General features: G+C 66.3%; 32 protein-coding genes and 1 pseudogene. 16 read left to right on the plus strand and 17 right to left on the minus strand.

Annotated features, from left to right (window positions below):
* From A5481_RS07390 to A5481_RS07415, 8 genes and pseudogenes are all read right to left on the minus strand, one after another.
* Positions 1-323 (minus strand): annotated as a pseudogene (locus A5481_RS07390) (hypothetical protein); the annotation flags it as partial.
* Between the two features lie 34 nt (positions 324-357).
* The gene (locus A5481_RS33335; protein WP_197514155.1) at positions 358-933 is read right to left on the minus strand and encodes a hypothetical protein; all 576 of its coding nucleotides are present in this window, start codon (positions 931-933) and stop codon (positions 358-360) included.
* Positions 911-1,420, minus strand: a complete 510-nt coding sequence (locus A5481_RS32200) for an NUDIX domain-containing protein (RefSeq protein ID WP_082172977.1) — start codon at positions 1,418-1,420, stop codon at positions 911-913. The genes A5481_RS33335 and A5481_RS32200 overlap by 23 nt, the downstream gene beginning before the upstream one ends.
* Positions 1,421-1,842: 422 nt before the next feature.
* Positions 1,843-2,142: a hypothetical protein gene (locus tag A5481_RS07395; RefSeq protein WP_048432593.1), complete on the minus strand. Its 300-nt coding sequence runs from the start codon at positions 2,140-2,142 to the stop codon at positions 1,843-1,845.
* Positions 2,143-2,154: 12 nt separating this feature from the next.
* Complete coding sequence (locus A5481_RS07400) at positions 2,155-2,415, minus strand: hypothetical protein (RefSeq protein WP_048432594.1); 261 nt, start codon at positions 2,413-2,415, stop codon at positions 2,155-2,157.
* Positions 2,416-2,575: 160 nt separating this feature from the next.
* On the minus strand, positions 2,576-3,799 hold the full coding sequence (locus A5481_RS07405) for an AAA family ATPase (RefSeq protein WP_053082265.1): 1,224 nt from the start codon (positions 3,797-3,799) through the stop codon (positions 2,576-2,578).
* Positions 3,790-4,752 carry a DUF7146 domain-containing protein gene (locus A5481_RS07410; RefSeq protein WP_053082266.1) on the minus strand — a complete coding sequence of 321 codons (963 nt, stop codon included), beginning with the start codon at positions 4,750-4,752 and terminating at the stop codon, positions 3,790-3,792. The genes A5481_RS07405 and A5481_RS07410 overlap by 10 nt, the downstream gene beginning before the upstream one ends.
* Entirely contained in the window at positions 4,749-5,036 is a 288-nt protein-coding gene (locus A5481_RS07415) for a hypothetical protein (RefSeq protein WP_156311739.1), read from the minus strand. Before A5481_RS07415 ends, A5481_RS07410 begins: the two co-directional genes overlap by 4 nt.
* Positions 5,037-5,690: 654 nt before the next feature.
* Between A5481_RS07415 and A5481_RS33340 the strand changes: the two genes are divergently transcribed.
* The 8 genes from A5481_RS33340 to A5481_RS07445 all read left to right on the plus strand — a co-directional run bounded on the left by A5481_RS33340 (position 5,691) and on the right by A5481_RS07445 (position 14,517).
* Positions 5,691-6,350: a hypothetical protein gene (locus A5481_RS33340; RefSeq protein ID WP_156311740.1), complete on the plus strand. Its 660-nt coding sequence runs from the start codon at positions 5,691-5,693 to the stop codon at positions 6,348-6,350.
* 128 nt (positions 6,351-6,478) lie between these two features.
* Positions 6,479-6,634 (plus strand): YlcI/YnfO family protein, encoded by a 156-nt coding sequence (locus A5481_RS35900; protein WP_425339723.1) that lies wholly within the window; start codon positions 6,479-6,481, stop codon positions 6,632-6,634.
* An 11-nt stretch (positions 6,635-6,645) separates the two neighbouring features.
* Positions 6,646-7,110, plus strand: coding sequence for a hypothetical protein (locus tag A5481_RS07420; protein ID WP_053082267.1), 465 nt, complete (start codon positions 6,646-6,648; stop codon positions 7,108-7,110).
* Positions 7,107-8,675, plus strand: a complete 1,569-nt coding sequence (locus tag A5481_RS07425) for a tail fiber domain-containing protein (protein WP_048432595.1) — start codon at positions 7,107-7,109, stop codon at positions 8,673-8,675. Before A5481_RS07420 ends, A5481_RS07425 begins: the two co-directional genes overlap by 4 nt.
* Complete coding sequence (locus tag A5481_RS07430) at positions 8,672-8,974, plus strand: hypothetical protein (protein ID WP_048432596.1); 303 nt, start codon at positions 8,672-8,674, stop codon at positions 8,972-8,974. The genes A5481_RS07425 and A5481_RS07430 overlap by 4 nt, the downstream gene beginning before the upstream one ends.
* Positions 8,975-9,370: 396 nt before the next feature.
* The gene (locus tag A5481_RS07435; protein ID WP_156311741.1) at positions 9,371-10,690 is read left to right on the plus strand and encodes a hypothetical protein; all 1,320 of its coding nucleotides are present in this window, start codon (positions 9,371-9,373) and stop codon (positions 10,688-10,690) included.
* 2 nt (positions 10,691-10,692) lie between these two features.
* Positions 10,693-14,151, plus strand: coding sequence for a hypothetical protein (locus tag A5481_RS07440; RefSeq protein ID WP_048432598.1), 3,459 nt, complete (start codon positions 10,693-10,695; stop codon positions 14,149-14,151).
* 156 nt (positions 14,152-14,307) lie between these two features.
* On the plus strand, positions 14,308-14,517 hold the full coding sequence (locus A5481_RS07445; RefSeq protein ID WP_048432599.1) for a hypothetical protein: 210 nt from the start codon (positions 14,308-14,310) through the stop codon (positions 14,515-14,517).
* A 319-nt stretch (positions 14,518-14,836) separates the two neighbouring features.
* Here the strand turns inward: A5481_RS07445 and A5481_RS07450 are convergent, their stop codons facing one another.
* Positions 14,837-15,064, minus strand: coding sequence for a hypothetical protein (locus tag A5481_RS07450; protein ID WP_048432612.1), 228 nt, complete (start codon positions 15,062-15,064; stop codon positions 14,837-14,839).
* 1,501 nt (positions 15,065-16,565) lie between these two features.
* Between A5481_RS07450 and A5481_RS07460 the strand changes: the two genes are divergently transcribed.
* From A5481_RS07460 to A5481_RS07475, 5 genes are all read left to right on the plus strand, one after another.
* On the plus strand, positions 16,566-17,648 hold the full coding sequence (locus A5481_RS07460) for a catalase family protein (protein WP_048432613.1): 1,083 nt from the start codon (positions 16,566-16,568) through the stop codon (positions 17,646-17,648).
* 218 nt (positions 17,649-17,866) lie between these two features.
* Positions 17,867-18,301 (plus strand): hypothetical protein, encoded by a 435-nt coding sequence (locus A5481_RS07465; protein WP_048432601.1) that lies wholly within the window; start codon positions 17,867-17,869, stop codon positions 18,299-18,301.
* Between the two features lie 115 nt (positions 18,302-18,416).
* On the plus strand, positions 18,417-18,569 hold the full coding sequence (locus A5481_RS33345; protein ID WP_156311742.1) for a hypothetical protein: 153 nt from the start codon (positions 18,417-18,419) through the stop codon (positions 18,567-18,569).
* A gap of 136 nt (positions 18,570-18,705) precedes the next feature.
* Positions 18,706-19,059 (plus strand): hypothetical protein, encoded by a 354-nt coding sequence (locus A5481_RS07470; RefSeq protein ID WP_048432602.1) that lies wholly within the window; start codon positions 18,706-18,708, stop codon positions 19,057-19,059.
* Positions 19,060-19,387: 328 nt separating this feature from the next.
* On the plus strand, positions 19,388-19,810 hold the full coding sequence (locus tag A5481_RS07475; RefSeq protein WP_048432603.1) for a DUF2852 domain-containing protein: 423 nt from the start codon (positions 19,388-19,390) through the stop codon (positions 19,808-19,810).
* Between the two features lie 38 nt (positions 19,811-19,848).
* On the opposite strand, the gene A5481_RS07480 is transcribed toward A5481_RS07475, so the two are convergent.
* The 8 genes from A5481_RS07480 to A5481_RS07515 all read right to left on the minus strand — a co-directional run bounded on the left by A5481_RS07480 (position 19,849) and on the right by A5481_RS07515 (position 24,070).
* Positions 19,849-20,031 (minus strand): hypothetical protein, encoded by a 183-nt coding sequence (locus A5481_RS07480; protein ID WP_048432604.1) that lies wholly within the window; start codon positions 20,029-20,031, stop codon positions 19,849-19,851.
* Between the two features lie 75 nt (positions 20,032-20,106).
* Complete coding sequence (locus A5481_RS07485) at positions 20,107-20,310, minus strand: hypothetical protein (protein WP_245238690.1); 204 nt, start codon at positions 20,308-20,310, stop codon at positions 20,107-20,109.
* A 3-nt stretch (positions 20,311-20,313) separates the two neighbouring features.
* Entirely contained in the window at positions 20,314-20,934 is a 621-nt protein-coding gene (locus A5481_RS07490; RefSeq protein WP_048432605.1) for a hypothetical protein, read from the minus strand.
* 75 nt (positions 20,935-21,009) lie between these two features.
* Positions 21,010-22,245: a hypothetical protein gene (locus A5481_RS07495; protein ID WP_048432606.1), complete on the minus strand. Its 1,236-nt coding sequence runs from the start codon at positions 22,243-22,245 to the stop codon at positions 21,010-21,012.
* Positions 22,246-22,308: 63 nt separating this feature from the next.
* Positions 22,309-22,590, minus strand: a complete 282-nt coding sequence (locus tag A5481_RS07500; protein ID WP_064503852.1) for a hypothetical protein — start codon at positions 22,588-22,590, stop codon at positions 22,309-22,311.
* 11 nt (positions 22,591-22,601) lie between these two features.
* Positions 22,602-23,405 carry a hypothetical protein gene (locus A5481_RS07505; protein ID WP_064503853.1) on the minus strand — a complete coding sequence of 268 codons (804 nt, stop codon included), beginning with the start codon at positions 23,403-23,405 and terminating at the stop codon, positions 22,602-22,604.
* Positions 23,406-23,532: 127 nt separating this feature from the next.
* The gene (locus A5481_RS07510) at positions 23,533-23,727 is read right to left on the minus strand and encodes a helix-turn-helix domain-containing protein (protein ID WP_064503854.1); all 195 of its coding nucleotides are present in this window, start codon (positions 23,725-23,727) and stop codon (positions 23,533-23,535) included.
* A 46-nt stretch (positions 23,728-23,773) separates the two neighbouring features.
* On the minus strand, positions 23,774-24,070 hold the full coding sequence (locus tag A5481_RS07515) for a hypothetical protein (protein WP_064503855.1): 297 nt from the start codon (positions 24,068-24,070) through the stop codon (positions 23,774-23,776).
* A 75-nt stretch (positions 24,071-24,145) separates the two neighbouring features.
* On the opposite strand from A5481_RS07515, the gene A5481_RS32215 reads away from it, so the two are divergent.
* The 3 genes from A5481_RS32215 to A5481_RS07525 all read left to right on the plus strand — a co-directional run bounded on the left by A5481_RS32215 (position 24,146) and on the right by A5481_RS07525 (position 25,136).
* On the plus strand, positions 24,146-24,415 hold the full coding sequence (locus tag A5481_RS32215) for a helix-turn-helix domain-containing protein (RefSeq protein WP_167350088.1): 270 nt from the start codon (positions 24,146-24,148) through the stop codon (positions 24,413-24,415).
* 74 nt (positions 24,416-24,489) lie between these two features.
* The gene (locus A5481_RS07520) at positions 24,490-24,771 is read left to right on the plus strand and encodes a type II toxin-antitoxin system RelE/ParE family toxin (protein WP_048435886.1); all 282 of its coding nucleotides are present in this window, start codon (positions 24,490-24,492) and stop codon (positions 24,769-24,771) included.
* A gap of 11 nt (positions 24,772-24,782) precedes the next feature.
* Entirely contained in the window at positions 24,783-25,136 is a 354-nt protein-coding gene (locus A5481_RS07525; protein ID WP_048435887.1) for a HigA family addiction module antitoxin, read from the plus strand.
* Positions 25,137-25,304 lie beyond the last annotated feature (168 nt).

Genomic DNA, 25,304 nt, shown 5'->3' on the forward strand with positions numbered 1-25,304 from the left:
TCCCAGACCTTCGTCTTGCTAACTCCGAGAAGCTTCGCCGCCTCCTCAACCCGGTAGGTCAGCCGATCAGGCGCCAGCGCCGGACTCGGCTCAGGTCTTGTCTGCGGCGACGGTGGTTCAGGCGGAGCTGCCCGCTCGACCATGACCGGCGGCAAGGCCTGCACAGCGGCGCGAACCTCAAGCTCGATCAACCGGCGGATTGCGTGCTCGGGGACCATGGCCTTCAAGCTGGCCGTGATGTTCTCGACGACGCGGGCCACGGCAGCGTCAACGACCTGTTGCCGATTGTCGGGAATTGTGAGCGAGTGAATGGCCTTGGCCAATCTTGTTCCCCACTACCTGCGTGGTGTGTAGATCTTATCTTACATCTACAAGATAACTCAAAAGGCCTACGGTAAAAACTACACCAGTTATATTTATAGCTATTATTAGACATAGCAAAAACTGAGTAAATGAAGATACGGATCCGATTTTTATTTTTTCATCCAACTTATCCGTGTATCTGAATAAAAACTTTGAATAATCTTTCTGACCTGGAGTTACAGCGATGCTCAAATTCGCATCATATAAGCCCCTGTTGTCCAAATTATTGAGCAATCCCAGCTCTCGTTCGGCGATAGTTTTTATTCTATTTGCTGACCTGATGTATTTTTTTCTTACTTCGATTGTCTTTAATCCAAGGAGGGAAATCATGATAGGCAGCAAGAAATATAACAACATGAAAAAAGATATAAACAAACTATCTAATGCCAGTTTCAGCAACCCGATCCCCGCAGTTGTAGCTGCGGTTGCAGTCGTTACGTAAAATTTCGTCTGATCCCATCCAAGATTTACGTTAAATCTGTATTCATCGAGCGAAGATCCATAAACCTTGAGCAGCAACTCTCTTTGTTGCTTCTCGGCTTCTGCATTATTTGAATATGTTGATGGCATTGCAAATACTTATAAATGTTTCTGTAAAAATCTCAGGATGGTAGTTAATTCTATGATGTAGCTCATTACTAGGCATATAAACCAAGCTATCTATTTGATTTGTATCAAAGTTTGGCGCGCTTGAGAATTTACCATTGAATACAGTGATGAACTTCAGAGAATGCTCATCATGCATTGCAATTTGCCCGATTTCTGACACGGGGACTCTCAAGTGCAGCTCGTTCAGCATTTTGCGCCGGGCCGCTGCTTTATAAGTCTCTCCAGCCTTTAGGTAGCCAGCAACGGATGATCCTAGAAGACCAGGGCTCCTTGGGTGATCATTGCGAAGCTTTTGCAATAAAAAATTATCTTCTTTATCCTTTAGTATAATATGAACTGTGCGAAAATTCTTATGTGAGGCTAGAACTCGACCACGCGAAATCGTTCCAACTGGAACGTTGTTCCCGTCAACGACGTCAATCACCATTGCATTGCTGGCCGCACTCATAGCACAGCTCCTGCGCCCCACGCACGCTCACAAAAACCCAACGCTCCCGCTAAAAATGCCATCAAACAGCTAAGCTTATGTAAACCACTGCGGCCGCACATCCGGGCCGTTTTCCTATCCTCCGCGGCGACACATCGGTAGGGCAGGCAACCTCCTGCTCATGCAGTCCATCCCAGGATGGTCGACCAAGCCGCGTTGATCGCAGCGGCGTGGTCCGACGAGGCGGCGAGGGCTGCGGCTCGAGCCTCGCGCAAGGGCCTCGACACCGCCGAGAGCGGCCAGATCCTCACCGCGGCGACGCAGGGCGCTGATGTAGGCTGCGCCGGCCAAGGAGTCGGCGGGGAGGCCGTTCAGGGCCTTGAGGAGGGACAAGAGCCCCGCCTGGATGACGGCGGGGTCCTGAGGTTTGCGGGGCGCGGCGCTCATGCTGCGTCGCCGGCTTCGGCCGCGGCATCCATCACGGCCAGATCGATCGCGCGCAGGGTGGCCGGAGCCACGAAGTCGAGGATGGCGACGCCTTCCGGAGTGTCCGGGACCTCCGCGAGCACATCGGTGTCAAAGGCGGCTGAGCACATGCCGATGAGGTAGAGCCAGCCGGGGCGGCCCTCCTTGGTGCAACGAGCGACCTCGACCCCGCCCGTCTGGCCGTAGACGTGGAGCACGGTCCAACGGTCCTTCGGGGTGTCGCGCTTGGTGGTCCAAAGCTCGATGATGTCGGCCACGTTGTCGGCTCCTCAGGCTGCGGATTGATGGATGCGAGCGAACGAGCACAGCACCTGGCGGCGCTCGATCGGGGCCAAGGCGTCGAGGGCGCGCAGGGCGATGGGGAGGTGGTCGGGATCACTCTCGGCTTGGCGCAGTGCGCCAGCGAACGCCTCGCCGCGCGGGCCTAGGATCAGATGTGAGACGGTCCTCATGCACCGCAGGCGTGCCAGCCTCTCGGCGTCGCTGAGACCGTCGCGCCATGGGCCGAACCGATCGGCGGCGGGGATCATTCCGAGGCCTCCGATCGGGGCCTCGCAGGAGGGCGCAACAGCGCAACACCCCTATAGGGTGTTGTTGCGCTTGTTGCGCCCCCTCCGGAGCGGTTGGCCGGGGCGCAACAAGTGAATTTGTTGCGGCTTGTTGCGCTTGTTGCGCTTGTTGCGGGCATTCTCAGTGCGCCCCTTCGAACCACACATATTCAGCATTGAGCCCAATGGCTTTTCGTACTTTCAGGGTTTTCAAGTCGGCGCTGAATGTTGCTCGATTGGAGTTAGAAGGTTTGTCTTCGTCCCAATAACCCCTAAGCGGTAAGTATCGCTTAAGATCGTCTCGCTTGATCGCCTTAGCATCGTGGGGGATATGAACATCCCCCTTCACGGGGCTCCCCATTTCTCCGATAGCTTCGCGGATAATCGTGAGGAGAAGCTTGGGGCGGTCGCCGAGCTTGATGCGGTCGAGGCTTGTTGCGGGTCGTTGCGCCTCGCCCGGCGGGAGCACGATTTCGACCACCGCAGCCGCAACAAATTCACTTGTTGCGCCCCCCTCTCGGAGGGTCACGGGAAGGAGCCGGAATTGCCAGCTCGAACCGGCCTCCGCGTCCTTCATGTGATGGATGGTGGCGGTGCTGCCGGCCTCGTGTTTTTCGACGCTCCACATCACGTCCACGGCCCCATCCAGGGCGTTCGATCCGCGGGAGCCTTTGGCGACATCCTTGCCCGCGTGATGCACTCCGATGACGATGCAGCCGAAGGCGGCACCGATGCGCTCGCAGTTGTCCACGAACGTCGTCATGTCCTTGGCGGCGTTCTCGTCGGCCCCCTTCATCGTGCGGGCCAGCGTGTCGATTGCGATGGCGCGGAGCGGAGGATTGCCGATCGTGGCGAGGTAATCCCGCACGTCCTGAACGAGGGCGGCGTCATCGCCGCTGTTGTGCCCGAGATCAGGGGCAACCGGCACCATCAGGAAGGGGACGCGCGCACCCTCCACCTCATAGTGCCGGCGCATCGCGATCAGGCGGCGCTTGAACCCCTCGACGCCTTCGCCGGTGATATAGACCACGGCGCCCTGCATCACCTCGCGGCCAGCCCATTCCCTGCCCATCGCGACATGGAACAGCGCATCCGCCAGGAGAAAGGATTTCAGTGACTTGGGTGGCCCAAAGACCACGCCGAACCCTGACGCGGGCAGCAGGCCGTTGATGAGCCAAGTCGGATCGTCGCCGATTTCCAGATCGTCAATGTGAAGGATAGGGAACGGCTTGCGCGGCGTATCCCGTCGAGCCTGCATATCGGGCTCGAACCGCCCCGGCGGGTCGCGGCCATCTTCGTAGTAGGCTGGCGCGAACGCTGAACGCTCGAACGGCTCGCCCAGGTCGTGCTTCTCGTTCAGCGGCATCCTGATACGCACTCCAACACGACATCGTTCATGTCGCCGGCACCCCGAGGGCGCACGACATCGACAGCGCGGCCGGCTTCCGCCCACCGCGTCCCGCAGGCTTGGATTGCCGCGGCGTTTGCGCCCTTGCGGTCGCTCTCACCAAGGATCGTCAGCGCCTCGATGCCGGACAGCGTGGGGAAGACGCCGATCGCGCCGACGCTTCCGAGGGACCAGACGGGCCGAATTCCGAGTTGCCGGGCGGCCAACCCGGTTTCGATCCCCTCGCCGATCGCAAGGCCGTGGGTGATCTCCGCTTCCGGGTCGAGCTTGATGGCCGCGCCGATCGCGCCGCCGTACATCTTCCGGGCCTCGGCGCCCTGAAACCGCTTGCGGCCATCCTGGGCTAGGGCCGTCCGGTGGATGCCGGTCGGCTCGTCGGTGTGGGCGTCCCGAAATAGGGCGATCATCGCCGGCACGGTCTCGCCGGCCCAAGGGCAGATTGGGTGGAACCGCAGCACCTCGCCGGCCACGTCGTCGGGCAGCTCAAGGCCGCGTTTGCGCAAGTAGAGTTCTACGAGGGTGCCGCGCGGATCGTGAGCGGCATTCCAGATCCTCAATGCGCGCTGGCGCTTCGACAGCACCTCCGCTTCGGCGGCAGCCCTAGCTTCCTCCCGCGCGGCGCGGCGGCGCGCGATCTCGGCCGGATCGACGCTGATGCGCTCGCTGCCCTGCCAGGCGGGCAGCCCAACGGCGTCCCGCACATAGTCGCGGCACTCCTCGAACGGGTCGGACGCGAAGCTGTGAACCCGGTATCCCTCGGGGGCTGTCGGATCGATCCAGACGGACAACGATCGGTCGGTGCGCGAGTGACCAGGGCCAGGGACCAAGGCGCGATCCCGGCCAACGATCTCGCCCTGTAGCGCGTGAGCGATCGTGCGAATGTCGAGAAGGTCAGCCGGGGCGACCATCATGCGGCGCTCTCCCTTCTGGGGCGGGTCGTCGGCCGGATGCGGTCGGTCAGCTCGGCCGCGGTGAGGAGGCAGGCGCTTGCCGATCTCACTGCGAAGGCGACCGCGGCGGCGTCACCGATCTCTGCGAACCGGGCTGCCGTCTCAGCGTAGGCGCTGGCCGAAAGCATCGCGTCCGCGATGGCGGCAAAGTCAGCCGGCCGGTTGTCGGGGTGAGGTGCGGGGCGGGTCATGCCGGCCAAGCGGTCGGCGAATTCTTGGTAGGTGCGGGTATCGGCGTCGATCATGCGCGGCGCCCCTGCCAAGCATCGGCATTGGGGCGGTACGCCAGTTCGGCGATTGCCCGCGCGACGGCATCGCTCGCCTTGATCCGGGCGAGCACGCGCTTGGTGGCAAGATCGATGGGGGCGGTAGAGGGCCGTTGTACGGAGGCCCGGTCTGTTCTATGTGACATGGGTGATTTCTGAAAAACTAGGCCTTCGAACGGGACCCCTCGTTTCGGAGGCCTTTTTTCGTTCAAGGGCCGGCTGCGAAGTGCCGGCGAGACTTCCCCGCCAGCGGTGAAAGTCAGGCGGCCTCTAGAGCCGGCATGCCGAGTAGTCTGCGGGCTTCATGGTTTGGGATCACGACGATGCCGTCGATCCGGCGCGCCTCGACAACCCCTTTTGAAATCCAGCCGTAGAGCCCGCTCGGCGATGCGCCGATCTCATTGGCTAGCGGCCTTGGCCGAACGTCTCGCCCCTCCGCAACCTGATCGCGAACCCCCAAACGGGGCCGGGGCTGCTTGGGTGTCCGGGCTTTAGTCGGCTGCTTCGGCTTCTCCTGCACGGCGGCAACTCCACAGCATGTAGCCATACGCTGAGCACTTTATGCCACTTGTGTGCGCGGTACGCAACCGTTACAGCGTATCCCCATACGCGGACACATCGGGGGATGCGGACATGAGGCGCGCTGTTAGGAGTGAGGTCAGGCAGTCGGCGCTCAATATGAGAACGACAGAAAAGCTCAGGCGCCACCTTGAGACAGAGGCCGCAAAGTCCGGGCGCACTCTTTCTCATGAGGTAGAGTATAGATTAGAGAGATCGTTTGCTGAAGATACCAGCTACACAACACCAACAAACGCAGCGATGCTGAGAGATATTGCGAGTTTCTTCAAGCTAGTAGGCTTTGACAGTCGCGCTGACTGTAATGCAACGTGCAGAAAAGTTCTTATTGATTGCCTATCACGGATAGTTAGCGCACATCTGACAACGCCAAAAGTCGTGACCGGCCTAATGGATATGCTTACCGGCCCCAGAGACGCAAGCAATCCGTTCGACAACGACCCTGAGAGGGAGGAGCTGTTTGAGAAAAGATGCGTTGCGCTTGTTGAAGCAATAATCAGCAGCTCAGATATTCCCGAAATCGTCCCAACAATAAAGCCTCCTTCTACGCCTTTTGGCTTTGTAAGTAGCTTGGGTGGAATTGATAGCGGCGTGCTGAAGGAGATGGGGCTTATGCCACCGTCGCCCGCCGACCTGAGCAAGCCGCCAGAGGATAAGGCTTCTGAAAGCCCCAAGAAGGTGCGACGATCTGTCAACAAAAAAGACGAGGACAAATAACGCATTGCGTACGCCTCGTGCATATAGGCTGACCGGCCGGCCCCCCGCCGTGTATTACGCCGCGCCCATTCGCGTTACTGTCTCGACAGTCGCGGAGGACGATCATGCGCGCCGTTCAACTGCCTACCATGCTCACGGTCCGGGTTCCTGCGGACCTGATGCCTGCCATTGTGGAGGCGGCTGAGCGTCGAGGCGCGACCCGTAGCGAGTGGATCCGCGACGCCATTAAGGCCGCCGCCGATCAGGGCCGCCGAGCCTCCGCCCCATGTGATCGGGCTGCGTAGGGGCGCCCGGGATGGATCTGGCCCTTGCCCCGCCCGGCCCCCTGCTCCGCATGACGGGAGTTCCTGCCGGACAGGTGGAGGAGGCATGGCCCCGTGTCGCCGGCCTCCTCGGGCTCGTATTCTCCCGCCCCGAATGCACTGAGCGCGAAGACGATCTCCGCGACGCCTGCGTGAGTGGTGCGGCGGATCTGATCGTGGGTCACGACGAGGAGGGGCGCCCGCGGTGCGCCGCCGTCGTCCAAGTCAGAGACTACGTGGAGACCGGCCGGCGAGCGTGGGTGCTCGTGGCAGGCGGGCAGCGCTTCGCCGACTGGCGCGAAGTTCTCGGCGTCATCGAGCAACTGGCCCGGACGGCAGGCGCCAAGACAGTCGAGTTCGAGGGGCGCCCTGGCTGGCAGCGGATCGCCCGTGACTATGATGCCAAGCCTTCCGAGGGCGGCATTCACTATGTCAAGCAAATCGGGAGGCCGAATTGAACGGCGGAACCACTCAGCAGACGAAGACCGATAACACGTCCCAGGTCAAAAACCCCTGGGAACCCACCTTCCCGATGCTCGGCCAGATCCTGACCGATGCTCAGAACCTCTACTCGGGCGGGTCCGGGCGGGATGTGTATCAGGGTCCGCGCACCGCCGGCCTGGGCGACACGACGCAATCCGGTCTCGACTACCTGACGCAGAACGCGACCGCGGGCCAGGGCGGCGTGCAGGCGGCCAACGGGCTCATCGGCAACCTGATGGCGAACGGCGGCCAGACGGCCGGGACGCAGGCCGCGAGCAACGCCTACTCGGAGATCGGCGGCGTGGACACGAGCCCGACGGCGGCGCTTGCGGCGCGCACGGCCGATCCGAACAGCCTCGCCCAGCAGGTCGGCAGCCGGCTCGCTGGCGGCAACACGGTCACGACGGCGGGCGCCTATCAGGGCCTCCTCGACGGCATGGGCGGGCAGAGCCAGACCCAGCGCAGCTTGCAGGGCGTGGCCGATGGTCAGTACCTTGGCGGCGCCAACCCCTATCTCGACAGCATCCTGCAGCGCTCCGGCGATGCGGCGGCGTCCAAAGTGGCGCAGCAGATGGCTGCCTCCGGGCGCTACGGCTCAGGGTCGATGCAGAACGCCGTGGCCGACGCCGTATCGGCCAACGCGAACAGCCTGCGCTACCAGGACTACGATCAGGAGCGCGCCCGACAGGCACAGGCCGCCAGCGCGATCGACAGCGCGAACAACGCCCGCACCGGCCTTCAGCAGGGGATCATCGGCGCCATCGGCGGCGTGCAGGCACAGAACGCCGGTCTTGCCGCGCAGGGCGCCCAGCTTGGCATGGCTGGCGACGCGGCAGCGCTGTCGGCGGCGAACCAGCTTGCCAGCCAGCAGGCGCAGAATGCGTCGATCGCCTCGAACCGCGCCGCGGGCCTCGCCGGCATCGCGACGGGCGACCGTGCCGCGGCTCTGTCGGGCATCTCGGCGATCCCGACGCTACAGCAGGCGGCCCTACAGCCCGGGCAGACGCTCGCCCAGGCCGGCGCGATCCAGGATGCGGCTCGGCAGGACCAGATCAACGCCGACCGAGAGTATTTTGACGACACGAACAACGCACGCTGGAAGCAGCTCGGCCTCTATCAGTCGGTAATCCAGCCGATTGCGGGGCTCGGTGGCTTCGGTAGCGGAACGACTGTCTCCAAGACAGAAACGCCACAGCCGGGCCTTCTGCAAACCCTGCTGGGCGCCGGCCTCTCGGGTGCCAGCATCCTCGGTAAGAGCGCCTCTAATTCTGCGCTCGGCACGCTCGTGCTCTCGGACGAGCGGGCGAAGGAGGATGTGCAGCGGGTCGGTGAACTGGACGACGGGCAGCCGATCTACTCCTATCGCTACCGGGGCGAGCCGCAGACCCAGATCGGGCTCCTGGCGCAGGACGTGGTGAAGCGCGAACCGGGCGCTGTAGCGCGCCGACCGGACGGGCTCTTGGCGGTCGATTACGGCAAGGCGACCCGGCGAGCCGCCGAGGAGGAGCCCCGCCGACGCCGCGCGGGTGGCCGGCGATGATCGGGCTCGATGACCACGCCGAGCCCCACGGCGCTGTGACCGGCCCCGATCGGGACGTTCTGACTGCGGAGAGAGAGGCTCACCGGCTGGCCGCTGTCGATCTCCTGCGGGGGCTGCAGGCGGCCTGCGATCGGTTCGCCGCGGCCCTCCCGCCTCCGACCGCGGAGCGGGGCGGGCAGTCGCTAGAGGCTCAAGCGGCGATGCTGGCTGCGATGGAAGACTTCAACCGAGCCGACACTGCCGCGCGGACAGTCTTGGCGAGCTACGGCGCCCTCCTCGACGTGCAGGGGGTGGCATGACGCGCACCCCTCTCGCTCCACAATTCATTCTTGGGAGGTAACCGCATGGCCTTCGGTCTTGGCGGCCTATTCGGCGTTGATGATTATGGCAGGCCGATGCTTGGGCAGCAGCCTGCGGCGCGGCCGATGCCTGTTGCGACGCCCTATAGCTTCGCGGGCGGTGCGCCCCTCCTCGGCGACGATGCGGCAAGCCCCTTGTCTCCCGGGATGGGCGGCCTGCGGGCGTTCGGCTCCCTCCCGATGCCCCAGCCGGAGCCTCAGGCCCCTGGGGGCTCGCCCCTGAGCTTCGGGCCGGGGACTGCTGCCGGTGGGATACCGCTGCCGGCGCAGGCGGCCCCTAACCGTGACGCATCGGTGCCCCGTATCCGTCCGTTCGGCGCCCTCCCGGCCCGCCCCGTGGATGACGACGTGGCGCCCGAGGGCGGCATGACGAACCCGCCGCTTCCGCCGCCGCGGCCGACTGAGTTCGGTGGCACGGGTAGCTGGGACGTGCCCGAGACGGCGCCGCACGCCATCGCCGCGCAGGGCCAGCCGCCCGCAGGGGGCGAGGGTGCGGGCCTGTTTGACAGGTTCCGCTCCGCGGTCAGCCCCTACAGCGACCTCATGATGGGCGTCGGCATGGGCTTGATGACCAAGCGCGGGATCGGCCCCGCCATCGCAGCCGGGATGCAGTACGCCGACCAGTTTGCGAACTCCTCGGCTGCCCGGGATCTCGCCAGCGCGAAGCAGGCAACAGAGACGCTGAAGCTGCGGCAGGCCCTCGGCAATACGGAGCAGCTTGCTCGGCTGGCTGTGCAGAAGAACCCCGGGTGGACCATCGAACAGGGGCGTGCGGCTGTCGCCAATCAGTCGTATGCTAATGAACTTCTGAAGGGCTTCGTGCCTCCGACCGAGCAGTACCGGCAGGAGACGGACCCTCAGGGCAACGTTTGGAAGGTCAACACCCGCACCGGCGAGCGTACCGTTTCCCTACAAGCCAAGGACGAGAAGGCGCCACCTGTCCATAGCTTCACCCTTGCGGATGGCTCCAAGGTTGATCGCGTCTTCAACTCCCAATCGGGGCAGTGGGAAGCGCCTGGCTACGGTGCAAACCCGCCGGTGGCGCAGCAGGACGACACGACCGGCATCCCCCCGGGCGTGGATCCGGACACCTACCGGAAGGAGCTGGCGAAGAAGACCGTCGCGCAGCAGGCGTCGGCGACGGACCGGGCTGCGATGGCGAACACCTATCTGCCGATCCTGGATCGCGCGGAGCGGGCCTATTCCGCGCTCGGGCAGGCGAGTGGCATCGGCCCCATGAACGCCTCGACCCTCAACCGAACCATTGGTGGCGCGTTCGGGGCCAGCAATGAGAAGCTGCGCCAAGAGTACGAGGCTGCCGCGAAAGAGCTTGAGCTTGCGCAGGCTCAGATCAAGCTCAAGGGGCAAGGAAGCATCACGGATAGCGAGCGCCGTTTGCTCGCCCTGACGCTGCCTCGTCTTGATGCTGCGGACCCGCAGACCGGCCTTACGACCCTGCAGGCTATGCGGGGCCAGTTCGAACGCGCGCTGTCTGCCGATCGGCTGCCGAGCTACGGCCAGGGCGCCCCGCAGCCTGCCGCTCCGCCCGCCTCCGGGATGATGCAGCAGCGCCGAGCCAGCCGGTTCGAGGAACTGTTGAGCAGCGGCCTGTCCAAACAGGACGCCTTCGCCCGGATGAAGCAGGAAGGGCTCTGACTGTGGCTGGCTTCTCGAACGACGAATACGAGCAGTTCCTTCGCGGCTCGGGTGGCGCCTCTGCTGGCACTCGCCCGCGCAACGCCCCCGTGGTGGCGCCCAACCCCTTCGCGCCCCCTGGCGGTGGCTCCTCGGCCTTCGATCCGGCCGAGTACGAGGCGTTCTTGTCCGGATCGGCCCCGGCCGCGCCTGCCGCGACCTTCGCTGAGCGGTTCGCCGGCCCGACAGCCCGCACCGCGGACACCTCGTCCTCTGCCCTGGGGCGGGCGCTACAGGCGCGAGCCGACGAGGCGCTGGTAGGCCCCGCCTCGGCCGGGAATGCGGGCTCCACGGCCCTGCGCCAGTTCGCGAACACCGCGGCGCTCAACATCCCCCGCAACGTGGCGGCGGGTATCGCGACGCTGGCCGGCAATGGCGCCACCTTCGATCAGAATTACCAGCTCGCCCGGGACCAGGACGCGGCCTTGGCCCGCCAGAACCCCAAGAGTGCGCTTGCCGGCGACGTGGCCGGCATCGTAGGCGGGGCGGTCACGCTGCCAGGGCTTAGCGGAGCCTCGACGCCGCTTCGGAGGGCCGGGCAGGCTGCGGTGACGGGTTTCGGTTACGGTGCAGCCGGCGAATTGCTGGACAGCAAGGACATTGAGCGCGCAGGGGCCGCGGGTCTCGTCGGCGGGGCGGCGGGCGGCACGCTCGGGCTCGCGATCGAGAAGGCGGGTCCGCCGCTCCTGCGGCTCATCCAGGGCGGCAAGCTGGTGCGGGACGCCTCGGGAGCCTTCACGGGCGACGCGGTGAACGCGCTGCAGAGCGCCGGCCTCGACCCGGCAACGTTCACGCCTGAATTTGCAGGGCACATCGAACAAGCCTTCAGGGCTAAGGGTGTGTCCCCGGCGGCTATCAGGGAAGCCCAGGCGGCCGAGTTCGGCATTCCGCTGTCGCGCGGGCAGGCAACCCAAGACCCGGCCGCGCTGGCGCTTGAACGGCAGTCCGCGGCAGGCTCGCGTGGCGGTCGGGCTCTCGACGTGGCCGCGGACTTCGGGCAGCGGCAGGCCGGCGCCATCGACGCGGCACGCACAGGGCTGCTCGGGCGGCTCGCGGGCAACGCGCCGGCGATCGACAACCCGGCGGTGGCCGGCGAGATGGTCGCCGATCGGGCGCGCGGGATGGCTGGCGACGCCGCATTCCGAGCCGCGGCGGCGCAGAGGTCGGCCGACACGGCGCTTGAGCGGGTGCGAGGGCCGATGCCGCCCGATCCCCTCGATGCGGCGTCCTCGGTCATGCAGGGCGTGCGCGACGCTGCCGGGCAGGGCAAGGCGGCCTATCGGTCTGCCTATGACGACGTGGCCGCAATCCCGGGCGAATTCGCACCCGGTGCCCTCGACCGGATGGGTGCCCGTGTGCAGCGCGGGCTTGGGGCGGAGTATCCGGTCGATCCGGTCCTGACCCCGGCGGCGCATCGCGCGCTGCAGGACCTCGACAACCTGCCGGGCCTGTTCGGCGCCGAGCCCGGCACCGGACCGGATCTCCGGCAACTCGATCAGGTGCGCAAGCGCCTTGTCGCCCTCCGCTCCGGCACCGGTGCGAACGCCACCGATCGACGGGCGATGGGTAAGATCCTCGAGGAGTTCGACGGGCACACCCAGGCCGCCCTTGAGGCCGGTCTATTCGGGCCACGGCAGGCGGCGCGGGCTACCGATGACTTCCCGGGCCTGCCCTCCGGCGACACGACCGTGATCCCGTTCCCGGGTCCTGCGCCGCGCGAGCGCGCTCCGGAAAGCCTTGTCCAATGGCTCGGGCGACAGGGCGGGATCCGGCTCACCGGCGACACCAGGGCTGCGGACTTGCATCGGGTGATGACCGGTACCGGGCCGCTCGCCCGCATGAACGGGCGGCCCCTCGACGAGCTGCGGGTGCCGCTCATGGAAGAGGGCTTCCTGCCCCCGGATGCTGATGGCGGATACGCTCGCAACATCACGAACGAGCTGATGGACGCGATCCGGCGTGAGCGTGCGGGTGAGCCGGTCTATCGGGCCTCCGACGCGCAGCGTGCGGCGAACTTGGATCGCGGCGGGCGGGCTGCCGATGCCGATGCCGATGCGGCATACGCGGAGCGTGTCGGCGAGTACGCGCAGCGCACCCAGATGGAGCTTGAGGCGTCGGGCTTGCGGCCCCGGGACCTCGACCCGGCGGCCCTGCGCGATGCGGCCGAGAGCATGATGCTCGGCCAGGTCGACGACGCGGCCACGGCCTACGAGCGGGCCGTTATGAGCGGTCCGGCCGGTGGTCCTGCGGCTCGTCCTGCGGCCCCAGAGGCGGCGCCGTTCCCGGGTGAGGGTGCCACGGCCCCGGCTGCCAGTGCAGCCCTTCCTGGCGGCTCCTCGGCGCCGTTCGAGGCGATGCAGAAGGCGCGGGGGCTGTTCTCGGACTATCAGCGGACGTTCAAGCCCAACGGCCCCGGCGATGATGTTGGCCGAGCGGTGCAGAGGATCGTGGAGCGTGACGCGCAGCCGGGCGAGGTCGCCTCGATGCTGTTCGGCGGCTCGCGAGCGGGCAACACCGGCCTGTCCGTCCGGATGGCAGAGCGGATGCGCAACGTCCTGGGCGAGGACAGCCCGGGGTGGCAGGCTGTCCAACAGGGCTTGATCTCCAAGGCCATCGAGGGCCGCGGCGGCGATGTCGGCGCTCGCCTCGACCATCTCCTCACCGGCGAGGGGCGCACCCTGGCGTCGCGGGTCCTGACACCGGAGCAGCGGGCGGGGCTCGCTGTCTACCGGCGCGGGCTCGCCCAGGCGGAGGCGGCCCGAACCTCGCTCCCCGGGTGGGTGGGGGATCTGGCCCGCACCGGCTTCGATCCGAACCGCGTCGCCGCTGGCCTGTTCGGCTCCGGGGTCCCGGGCTCGAGGATCGGTTCTGCGGAGTACGGGAAGACCCTCAAGCAGGCGTTCGGGGCTGACAGCCCGGAATGGGCCAACCTCCGTCAGGCGGCGTGGCTGAACCTCGTCGGGCACGGCGAGGGCGGCCGGTTGCCGGCAGCGAAGGAGGCGGAGCGCATCCGGGCCTTCACCGGCGGCGAGGGCAAGGGCTTGGCCCGCGAGATGTTCAACGGCGACGAGCTCGCCTTGATGAACCGATATGCCGATGCGGTGAAGGCGACGCACGTGCCGACCGGCTCCCGGCTGCCTGACGGCGGGCGTTCGGCCGCGCTGGCGGGGCAGGTCATGAACCTGATCTCGGGTGCGATCGGCTTCAAGGTCGGCGGTCCAGCCGGCGGCGCTGCGGCCTTCGGCGCTCGCCTCGGGCAACGGATACTCGAAGGCGGCCTCAACGGCGTTCGGGCAGCGCGCTCGTTCGATGGTGGGGCGCCGCGGGTACGCCCGCCGCTGCCGGCGGTGCCGTCCGGGATTGTGCCGAAAGTTGCCGTTGGAGCGGGTATCCTGCCGTTTGGCGCCCTCCGAATGCCGTGATGGGCCGGCTGCGTCCTGCCTTAAGGCGCCTGTTCCAGGTTCGCGCTGTCATACCTGGCCCCAACCGGGCGGCAGCACGGCAACGGCACGATAGGAACCGGATCTCATGGCAGGGCTTGCAGTCCAAGCCAGCACCTCGCCAGCAGGAGGCACGCCATGTCGAGCGACACCGAGAAGCACCAGCAACTCCTCAGCGCCCTTAAAGCCGCACAAGGTAAGGGTGACGGCTCGTTCGAGGAGGCGGTCACACGCGCCTTCGAGCATGTCTTCGATCACCTCGACCGGCTTCACTCCCACGTGTCGCAAGGCGGCCCTGACGGTGAGGATCGCCACCTGAAGCCCGGGGAGTCGCCCACGCTGCGATAGGCGTTTTGATCCGAACGCGAGGGACGGGGTGCCGCGGGTATGACAGCCACCGCCGGAGGTGCCGGCCGGGTTCGTGCCACGGGCAGCCGTCGGCGCCGATGTAGGGCCGGCAGCCTGCCCTTCGAGGCACTCTGGATGCCTTGAGAAGGCAGCGACGGTTCGGCCTCGGATTGGGGGCCGTGTCGCCGAACCGCCGCCGCACTCCCGAAAACGAAAGGCCGCCCTTGCGAGCGGCCGAAGTCTTGGGAGGAAACGCCCGTGTTGGGCGCGATCCTTTTATGCCCGACCGGGTGGCAGTGATGTGCGTGACCGCACGCAGCTACGCACCGATGTGCGTCAGCCGCTTCGTGTTCGCTGCCACGTGCTCCCTGTAGCGAGACACGACCGTCTCGAACGAGCCGCCACCCATCAGCGTCCCGGCAGCCTCGATCGCGGCCGCGATCTTCTCGACAACCATAGAGGCCATTTCGTCTCGAGCTTCCTGGCCGCCCCAGGCGAGCCTGACCATCCGCAGTTCGATGACCTTCTGAGCCTCAAAGGCGAGCATCACCGTCGGGCCGAACCACCATGCCCAGCCGGTAAACTGGCGAAGCTGCGCGTCGCAGGCGCTGGGTTCAACGACCGCCGCATTTACGGCTGCGTAATCCAGCATCATGTCTTCGATGTCGGCGGGTCCAATCATGAGCGCTCCTCAGCGGCCATGTTGCACCGCACAAATCAACAATTGGGCTGAACGTCAGGTTCCATGCAGCACGTACAGCGGTGCGTGTCCCATCCCTTGCCCGAGGTGAACTGCCCGACATGCGACCCTGCCCCTCGGCAGAGCTTTGCGACGGACCCGTAGCCCTGCCGATCACAAGCCAACGCCACGTCGCAGCCTCTCTATCGCAGCCTCAAGGGGCGAGCCTCCTTGCTCCTCACCCATAATCACCCGGCTTCCGCCTGTAGGGTGCTTTTGGGCGACTTGGGATGATGGCATGCCCCTGGGGGCGGCGACGTTGGCCGCTGGCGCCCGTTGTGGCTCGGGACGCGGGATTGGGCGTCGAGCAGGCGCTGGGGCTCCACGGGCCGCCTGAGCCCGTGCATTCGCTGCCGTGAAGGCTACGGCGTACTCCTCGGCGAACCGGAACAGCAGCGGCCTCCTGTGCAGGCCCTCGGCCGTCCGCTGGTAGCGCTTGCCCGGATCGGGCTCGTACCGAGCGACGAAGCCGATCTCCTCCAGCACGGCGAGCGCCCCGCGCACCCGGGCTTCGGTAAGGCCCAGATCCTCCCGGCCGGCGATCGCCCTCCTATCGATCGGGAATGAGTACAGGAGCCGCCTGGGCGCGCTCCAGAACCGCCCGAGCCACGTCGCCAGGGCGAGGCAGGCAGCCGCGTTCTTTCGGCCGCGTAGGACCGTCTCAAGCCTGTCCGCGACGGAGCGCGGTAGGCGGTAGGCACACGTCATCGATCGGCCCTCTCGGGCCGCAGCGGATCGATCGGAGGCGCCGGCAAGCGCTCCGTTCACTAGGCAAGCCGCCACCGTTGCCTGAACCGAGGTTCAAGCTTGACTCCCGAGGGAGTGTCTGGCGATATCGGAGGTGCAAATCATTCCGATACCCGCTTCGGCGGCGCCACGGCCCCCTCCCGGCAAGGAGTGGGGCCGTTTGGCGTTCTAGGGTCTCACTGCTGCGGCGGTGTTCTCCTCAGCGACCCACAGGATGCGAGTCGCCCAAGCTGCCATTCGGCATGAACGGCAACGGTTCGTCAAACTTTGGTGGGCTGGCAGCCTCAGAGGCGGCGGGATAGATGGCCCTATGGCTGCTCACCTGACCGGTCGTGCGCTTGGCCGGGGCAGCGATCCACCTGACGACCGGTCGACGCGACGCGCGTTCCATCTGATGCGCAAAGCCGAGTGTAACTCAGCAGCGCTTCCCGCTTATGCCATGACCATCAAAACCTGCAGACTCCGGATAGCCGCAACAGCGCGTGGAGGCACCGGGGGAACCTGCCCGATCTCACAGCGATACCTCGGAGCCTTGCTGATCGGTACGCTCTGGGAGACGAGCATGACCTACCTACGCTACGCCCCCGACATCGAGCGACCCGCGCCGGACGAGCAGGAAACCATCAACAGCATCATCGAGGGCATGACTCAGCAATCGCAAACGGTGGAGAAGCGCGAGCACCACGCAGTGCGGGCGAGCCATGCCAAGAGTTCGGCCTGCGTGACGGGCGAGTTGACGGTTTCTGGCGGTCTGCCGGCTGAACTGGCTCAGGGCCTGTTCGCGACGCCCGGTACGCACAAGGTGGCCGTGCGCTTCGCGCAGGGTCCGGGCGAGACCCTCGGTGATCGTGTTTCAACCCACCGCGGCATGTCGATCAAGGTGTTCAATGTGCCAGGGGAGAAGCTGCCGGGACACGCGGTCGACACCCAGGACTTCGTACTTGCGACCGGTACAACCTTTCCGTCCGGCACAGCAGCGGGCTTCCTGCGCGACGGGACTGTCATCGGCAAGTCGACGGGGCTGCCGGAGGGGGTGAAGAGCGCTGTCTCATCAACCGCACGTACCCTCAACAAGGTGCTACACGCTTTTGGTACCGAGAGCGCCATGGCCGACTTCTTCGGCCACCCGTTCAGCCATCCGCTCGCCGATAGCTACTTCAGCCAGGCACCGATCCGCTTCGGCGACTACGTCGCCAAGCTCGGAGCCGTACCGGCGACCGACGCCCAGCGCGCGCTCTCCGAATGGCGGCTCGACCCGCATCAGGACGAGAACGGCTTCCGGCATGCCACGGTCGCCTTCCTCCGCGAAAACGACGTGGTGTTTGAGCTGAAGGCGCAGCTCTGGGTCGATGCCGAGAGGCAGCCCATCGAGGATGCCTCGGTCGATTGGCCGGTCTCGGTCAGTCCGTACCGCACGGTGGCCACGCTCCGCCTACCGCGCCAGGACGCCTATGGGCCGGACCGGGTCCGCTACTTCGATGAGGTGATGACCTTCCGTCCGGCGCACAGCCTCGCGGCGCATCGTCCTCTGGGCTCGGTGATGCGGGCACGGCTTCAGGTATACAAGGCGCTGAGCGCGTTCCGACATCGGGAAAACGGCGTAGTGGAAGAAGACACCGCTAGCATTGATCGCATTCCAGCGTGAGGGCGCACACCGGAACGCTCCCAGCGGCCGATCATAGAGCTGACAGTCACACCAGCCTGCCGCCTCTTCGGCTGCTTGGCTGGCGTCACGGGCGAGCTGGGTCTCATGATAGAGGGAACAGCCCGGCTCGCCGGTGTTTGCGGCCTCAGTAGGTCGAGCTTGATCCCCCAACTTGCTAAGCTCCCCCAGTATCAGGCCCGCCGACTCGGGGAGCAGGGATGCCGATCCGGCCGGAGCACCGCTTCTTCTACCCCATCGACTGGCCCCAGCTGTCCGACGCGATCCGCTTCCGTCGGGCGCAGGGCCGGTGCGAGGAGTGCGCCCGTCCGCACCTGCAGCGGGTCTTCCACCTCGGCGACGGTCGATGGTGGGATGCCGAGATCTCAGGCTGGCGCGACGGCCAGGGCCGACGGCTTCGGCAGCGGCTGCGCGACGAAAACCTGCTCGCCCGGATCCGGGTCACGAAGGTGGTGCTGGCCGCAGCCCACCGCGACCACGATACTGCCAACAACGATGACGCCAACCTGGCGGCGTTCTGCCAGCGCTGCCACATGCTGCACGATCGCGACGAGCATCAGCGCCGCCGCTGGCGCACCCTGTTCCGGCGCAAGGCCATAGGCGACCTATTCCAAGGGCCGTACTCGGCGACCTGAGAGCGTTCGTTCGATACGAATGCGTATGGCGTCGGCCGCCACCCGAACGGGGCCGCCTCATGCGTCGTCACGGGATGAAACGGCCCTATGTGCCGGTCTCCGAGAGGAGACACCCATGCCCGACGAGAAGCCCAAGAACGAGGATGGCCAGGAGCCGAAACCTCAGACCGGCGACCGCATTATTGATGGCCGGCTCGATCCAGACGCGCAATCGCCCGACAATGAGCGCGACAAGCCCTTCGACCCGAAAGAGAACGACCCGGCCTGATCTGCGGGCCTGTATAAGGGACAAGGCGAGCCTCGCCGGCCATAAGGCCGGGCGGGGCGTGCCGTCTTCGAAAGCTGTCGCCAATCTGGCGCAACAGAACCTATGATCGACGAGGCACCGTCGAGCAGCCGCACCTATGAACATCCGCGCCAGTTACGAGACCGCCGTGCGCAATCTGTGCGGGCGCGTGGCCGAGATGAAGCGCGACGGCGTGCCGGCCGAGACCATCGCTCGAGACGTGCATGCGGAGCGCCTTCGCCTGGCTGCCCACTTCAAAGCTTTAACGCCGGAGCCTTACCGCACTCGGATCTACGAGCGGACGGTCCGGGTGTACGGAAACGATCTCGGCCCCTCGATCGAGTTTCTGAGGGAGCAGGGGAAGTCGTGGGAGGCCATCATCGAGAGCGCGATGCGCCCAGGGCTACCCGTCGGCTCGGCACCTGAGACCGAGCGACCCGTTCGAGACGGGCCTGATCCAGAAAGCCTATGAGCGAGCGAGGGACGCTGACACAGCGAGCCCCGTCAGGCCGGGTGGCCTGACGGGGCGCGGGGCCGATACGCGACAAGGCCCATCGCAGGATGATGGGAATTGGTTACCCGGCCATCAACCTTGAGGTACCGAACTCTCGCACATCGCCGCCAGCCAACCGCGCCAGGCTGACCACCTCCGTATCCCCGCCCGCAGCACGGGATCGGCCATGCGTTCATGCCGGAAAGCTTAACTCAAACTGAACCGACCGGTTCAGGCTGCATCGGGGAGGCGATGGCATGCTCCGGCCATCGTCACTGGCGCCGATACGCCCGCAAGGAGCCCTTATATGCCCATCATGCCCTTCATCCATGATGCCCTCTACATCGGTGGCTTTGCCGGCCTTGTCCTCGTGGCGCGGCAGGCGCTTGGGCGGTACGATCTCAGGCTGTCTGGCCTTCCGGGCTTTGAACGTTTGCGCCGACCTTTTGAGCGCGGCGCTGCAATTCGCGAGCGGCCTCGGTTCACGTCGGTACGTACCAGCGGCAACACCGCCTTTGATGAATGGCGTGATATTGAGATCAGCCGTATCGAGGCGCAGCGCCAAGCTCTCGAAACCCGCCTCCAAGACTTCGGGAGCTTCGTTGATAAGCTGAAGCGCGCCGAGGATCGCGCTACCTTCGAGCGCTTCATGGCGGAACATCTCAACGAAACGAGGCCGGCAGTCGATATCGCCAGAACTGCTGATCACTCCGATCACCGACCTGGTTAGCATCCCGTCGGGCTGCGCTGGTGGGGATTATGTCTGCATCAGCAGCCCGCCAGGTACAGGACGATGAGAACGGCAGCGGTGACGACGTTGCCCTTTCCGGCCTCGTGACCAGCCCGTGCGAGCACCTGGCGCTGAATGGCACGGAGGCGCATCAGCCCGAAGGCAACGCCGTGGGGCTGGCCGAGAGCGAGGGATAGGCGGGCGGTGGTAGCGATCTTCACGCGCGGTTCTCCGGGGTGGTGGTCTCAAGGTCGAGGTCGGATCCGCGCAGCCAGATCACCTGCGAGGCGTGGTCCTCAGGGGCGCCAAGGGGGCGGCTCGTCGTCGGCGCCGTCCTCAAGGTCCGGATCGCCGTCCATCTCGTTGAGGATCGCAATCAGCTTGTCGGCGGTGTCGAGGGCGGCTTGCGCCGCCACCTCGATCTGTTCGCGGAAGGCTGCCTGTGCGTCCTGCGGGGCGATCGGGCGAGGGCGCGGCTGGAAGGTGAGGACGTTCGACACGGATCAGGCCTCCGACGCGCCGTCGGGGCCGGACTTGCCGGCGAGCGCCCATGCCGGGAGGGAGCCATGGCCCTGCCGCCTCACCATGGCCTGCCAGGCATCATCGCTGCCCGGCTCGTCTCCGAAGCCGACCCATCCCGGCAGCGGATCGATGCCCGCAACCGACATCATCGCCCGGACAGCCGCCGCAAGGCGCCGCTCCTCGGGATACCGCTCGTGATCGAGCCCGTCGTTCTCCGCCTTCCCGATCGAGCCTTCAGCCCAAACCGTCAGAGCCAAGGCCAGGGCGCCGAGGCCCGCAGGGGTGGCCGGCGACGGCATGGCTATGATGCGGCTCGACAGGCCCCAGCAGTGATGCGCTACGGCGGTGTAGGCGCGGCCCTCTGGCGAGGACGAAGGCTCATCGACGAACGGCGCCGCATCCCGTGTCCAGGCGAAGGCCTGCCGCAGGGCGGGCAGGAGGGCGATGTGCGGGTCTACCTGCTGGTTCGCGGTCGGTGAGGTCGACTGCTCCGGCCGGCGGATCGCCTTGGTGGCGGCGGTCTTGAGCGCTGCGGCGCGCTGGCGGAGGGTCGGGCGGTCAGGGTCGCGGCGGAGGACGTTGCGCAGGTTGAGAGAGGGCACGGGCGTGCTCCATGGTTGCACCGAAGAGGCCGGGGCGGATTGAAAGACGGTGACAGGGAGAGGGGTAGAGGACGCCTAGACGATCCAGGCGCGGGAGATGTCGAGCAACAGCGCGTTATCGTGAATGCGCCCGTTTGACATGAATTCCTGCTGAGTGCGGACCGTCAGGATTTCGTCGCGCTGCACGTCATCTTCCGGCTTACGGCTCACGATCTCGCGCTCAAGGCGGTCGATGATCCAAGCGGCGCGTGTTTCCTCGAACTCCGCCACCTCGGCTAATTCGGTTGCGTGGCGCTCGCCGTGCAGCCCCTCCTCATAGGCGTAGGTTCGGGCGCCAACGCCTTCCCACGTGAACTTCGCGACCTGGAACGCCTCGAACAGGGCTGAGAGCTGGAACACGTCGAGCGCGGTCAGGTCGATTTGCTCGGCCGAGAGGCGGGCGCGATCACTTGCGTTCGGGGTTAGCTGCGCCTCGGCAGCGGGCTCTTGCGCGGTCCACGCCCCCACCGGATCGGCGACCATGGCTGCGAGGGCGTCGAGGATCAGGCCGAGCAGCCAGGCGCTATCGTCCACGTCGCCGTCAGGGTGGGCACGCCGCTGAACCTGAGTGCGAGCGAACTTGACGAGGGCGCGGCGCCCGGCTGGCGTCGTCGGCACGGTCTGCCAAACGGCCTTCTGCGCCTTCGCGTCGGCATCAGAAAGATAGCCCTCGCGGGCGGCCCACCCCGAGGTTTTTCCGTAGCGCTCTAGCTCCGCCTCGAAGGCGTCGAACGCTGCGGTTGCTGCCTTGCTGGCGGCGATGGCTGCAAGGATCGGATCGGCAGCCGGTGCGGGCTCGGCCGGGCGGCCGATGTGGCGCAGCGCCTCCGGCTCCCGGGCGTGCTCGCCGAAGCGGAGACTGCGGTAGGCCACGGCCAGCGGGTGATCCCGTCCGGTCGCAACATGGTCCCCGAGAGCGCCGGACTGCCGCTCGATGACAGCGACGGCGTAGGCGGCGCGGTCGGCATCCGAGCGCAAAGGCGAGTGCAGCAGGGCGCGGAATGCCTCCTCCTCAGCCTGCCGCAGGTCTTTGAGGTCGGGCGCCCAATCCGACCGGGCGATGAGGTAGGCCGCATAGGCGAGCTGGTGCGCGTCGATCAGCGCGACGAGAGCCTTGGACGGCTCCCCGGCGCCGATCGGCTTCGGCGGGGTGAACCGGGCGGGCTTGCCGATGACCTTCGCGGCCGAGCCCTTCAGGGCGGCGTAGCGCTCGCGCAGGGACGGACGGGGAGCGTCGGGGTTGCGGCGGGGGAGCTTGAGGGCGAACGGCATAGCAAGCGTTCCTGTTAGCTTGATAGCAAGTTTACGAAATCGCTAGATTGCGAGGGAGCGGCGTCAGAGGTGCGAGGCGAGACCGATCAGGCTCATGCCGCCGCCGATCAGGACGAGGGCAGCGAGGAGGTCGCCGGCCGTGCTCACGAAGCGCAGGGCGCGGACGTGGGGCGTGTCCGGTCGAACGGCGGTGACCGCCTCCCATTCCTCGGTCTCGCCGGGTACGGGCTCGTTGGGCGGGAGCGTGGGGGCGTGGCGTCCGTAGGTAGGGGCCGGGAAGTAGCTGCGTGCCTGGGGCGCCTGCGGGGCGGTGGCGGGCAGGGTGCGGCGGGGAGCGGAGGACATCGTGTCGGCCCTCACGCCTGAGCCTTGGCGTTGGCGAGCATCACGGCGAAACGCTCGAACAGCCAAGCGCCGAAGGCCCCTTTGTCGAAGTCCTGCGCCACCTCGGCGAGGTAGGCGGCGAGGGTGCGAACCTCCTCGGCATCGGCCGGGGTGAGCGCCAGCAGGGCGTTGAGGGCGGCAACCTCCTCCTCGGCCGCGCGATCGGCGATGGCGAGCGTCATGGCCTCGTCGGGGGCGCTGTTCTCCTCGGCCTTCACGTAGTCGGCCACAGCCTGATTGACGGCGAGGTTGGCGCTGCGGTGGGTCTCGATCGCGGCCGGCAGCGGGCTCGGGCCACGCGGCGCCGGGAGGGCGATCACGGCCGGGGGCGAGGCCTCGGGGACGAACAGGACGAGTTCGGCGAGGCGGGCGTTGAGCTGCGCGCCCAGGTGACAGCCGCCGAGCCCGGCCGTTAGCAGGTTGTCGGCCTCCTCGGCGACGTACCAGCGAAGGTGAGCGATCAGGGCGTGCGCACCGGAGCAGGTGCTGCACGCAGTGCCGAGGAGGGCCTGCGCGGCCTCGTGCTCGGCTTCTTCTGCCTCGGGCGCCTCGTCGTCAGGAGCGACCTGGAAGGCGGCCCAGGCCCGGCGGTGGGCACGGATGGCCGACAGGATCGGGTCGGCGACCGCCACGGGTGCCGGCAGGGCCAGGATGGGGGCGGGCGACATGGCGGGCGGGGCTTTCGCCACCGGGGCGGCGAGGAGGGCCGCAGCGCCAGTCAGGAAGGCGCGGCGAGCGGGCAAGACGGTCAGAAGGGCGAGCGTCATCGAGACCATGAGCGGGGCTCCTGGGTGAAAGGGTTGCAAGTTGTTGGGAGATTTTCTCGGCCAGATTTAGCGATCTAAACCTAGATGCGCTGCGCACGCTGGTTGATCTGGCGCGTGCAGCGCTGAATTGATTGTTTTATACCTCCTTGCTCTGATCACCCTCTACGAGGGCCACAAGTTGGGAATAAGGGATCAGGGTGTTGCGGCCGATCCGAACGGCGCGCAGGCGGCCGGCGCGGATCATGCGCCACACGGTCGGCTCGCTCACGTCGAGCTTCTTGGCCGCGGCGGGGACCTTCAACGCTAAGGGGTCATCGGAGTGGACTGACATGGCTTCTGTTCTCCGCTCTGGCTGAGCGATCGATGTCTGAGCCACCTCAGTGCGCATTGGCGAGGCGCGATGCTTTGGCGAGCGCCCAGGTGGCCTTGAGGGTGACGGACAGGGCCTCGCCCCAGGTCGAGCCAGTGCGGCCTTGGTGGACGCGGGCGGCGGCGATGGCGGCCGACATGATCGCGGCCCTGTCGTAGGCGCCGGCAACCACGAGGGGGCGCCGCTTAGCGGAGGTGGCTCGGATGAGCCCCTGGGCGGCGAGGAGACCCGCCGGGCGCTGCGTGCGGCTGCCGCGCAGCTCGTGCATCGCGGTCGTCCAGTCGATTTTGCGGGTGGCGGACATCGGCTCGCCCTTGGCTGCGCATCTGATGTGAGATAAGATATCTGACCTTAGACGCAGGTCAAGACGAAATATCGAATGTCAGATGAAAAACCGATCTCGCCATGGCAGAGCCGCGGCGCGAGGGCCATCCTAGGGTGGACCCGCGAGCAGTTGGCGAAGGCAAGCGGAGTGTCTAACGCAACACTAGCCGACTTTGAGGCAGGTAAGCGCACGCCTTACGATCGCACGCTAGTCGATGTTCGCCGCGCCCTTGAGGCGGCTGGTCTTGAGTTCATCCCCGAGAACGGCGGCGGGGCCGGTATCCGCTTTCGCAATCGGGCGGACGGGACGCGGGATGAGCACTGAGGGGCATCCCCGCTCTTGACGACGATGTTGCAATGAGTGATACATGTTGCACTTGATGCAACACGACGGGCGTGATGATCCAGAGCTTCCACGACCGCATGACGGAAGCCGTATTCCGGGGCCGGTGCCCGAAGGGGTTCCCGGCTGACCTGTTCAAGGCGGCTCGCCGTCGCCTGATCGCCTTGGACGGTGCGACCTCGCTGGACGACCTGAAAATCCCGACCTCGAACCGGCTGCACCCGCTGACTGCCGATCGGGCCGGGCAACACGCCATCGCGGTCAACGCGCAGTTCCGGATCTGCTTCGTCTGGACCGATGCCGGACCGGAGCGTGTCGAGTTCACGGACTACCACTGAGAGGGCTACCCATGTCGGACATCATCACGCTCGACGCTCTACGGCGGTCCTTCGACGACACCGAGGGCGTCACGGTCCTGCCGCCGCTGCATCCCGGCGAGGTGCTGCGGGAAGAATTCATGGTGCCGCTCGGCCTCACCGCCGGAGCGGTCGCCAAGGCGCTCAACCTCCCACGCTCGCGCATCGAGCGGATCGTGAAGGAGGAAATCGGCATCAGCACCGACACCGCCTTGCGCCTGGGCCGGTACTTCCGCACCTCGCACCTGTTCTGGCTCAACCTCCAGACCCGGTTCGAGAGCGAGACGCTGCTGTCCGAGATCGGCGCCGAGCTTGAGGGCATCCAGCCCGTTCCCGAGGCCGCGTGAGGCTCCCCAGGGCTGCCACGCGCGTGTCCCGCACCTGTCCCGGGTTCGGGTTCGTGCCGCCCCTCCAAGGCCCTATTCCCCTTCGCGGGAGGTGTCCCGCCAGTGTCCCGCACCTGTCCCAGGTAACGTGACGGTGCGTTACGGCCACGTGACCACTTACCCGAGGTG

It is taken from the genome of Methylobacterium platani (genome assembly GCF_001653715.1).
GTDB lineage: Bacteria > Pseudomonadota > Alphaproteobacteria > Rhizobiales > Beijerinckiaceae > Methylobacterium > Methylobacterium platani.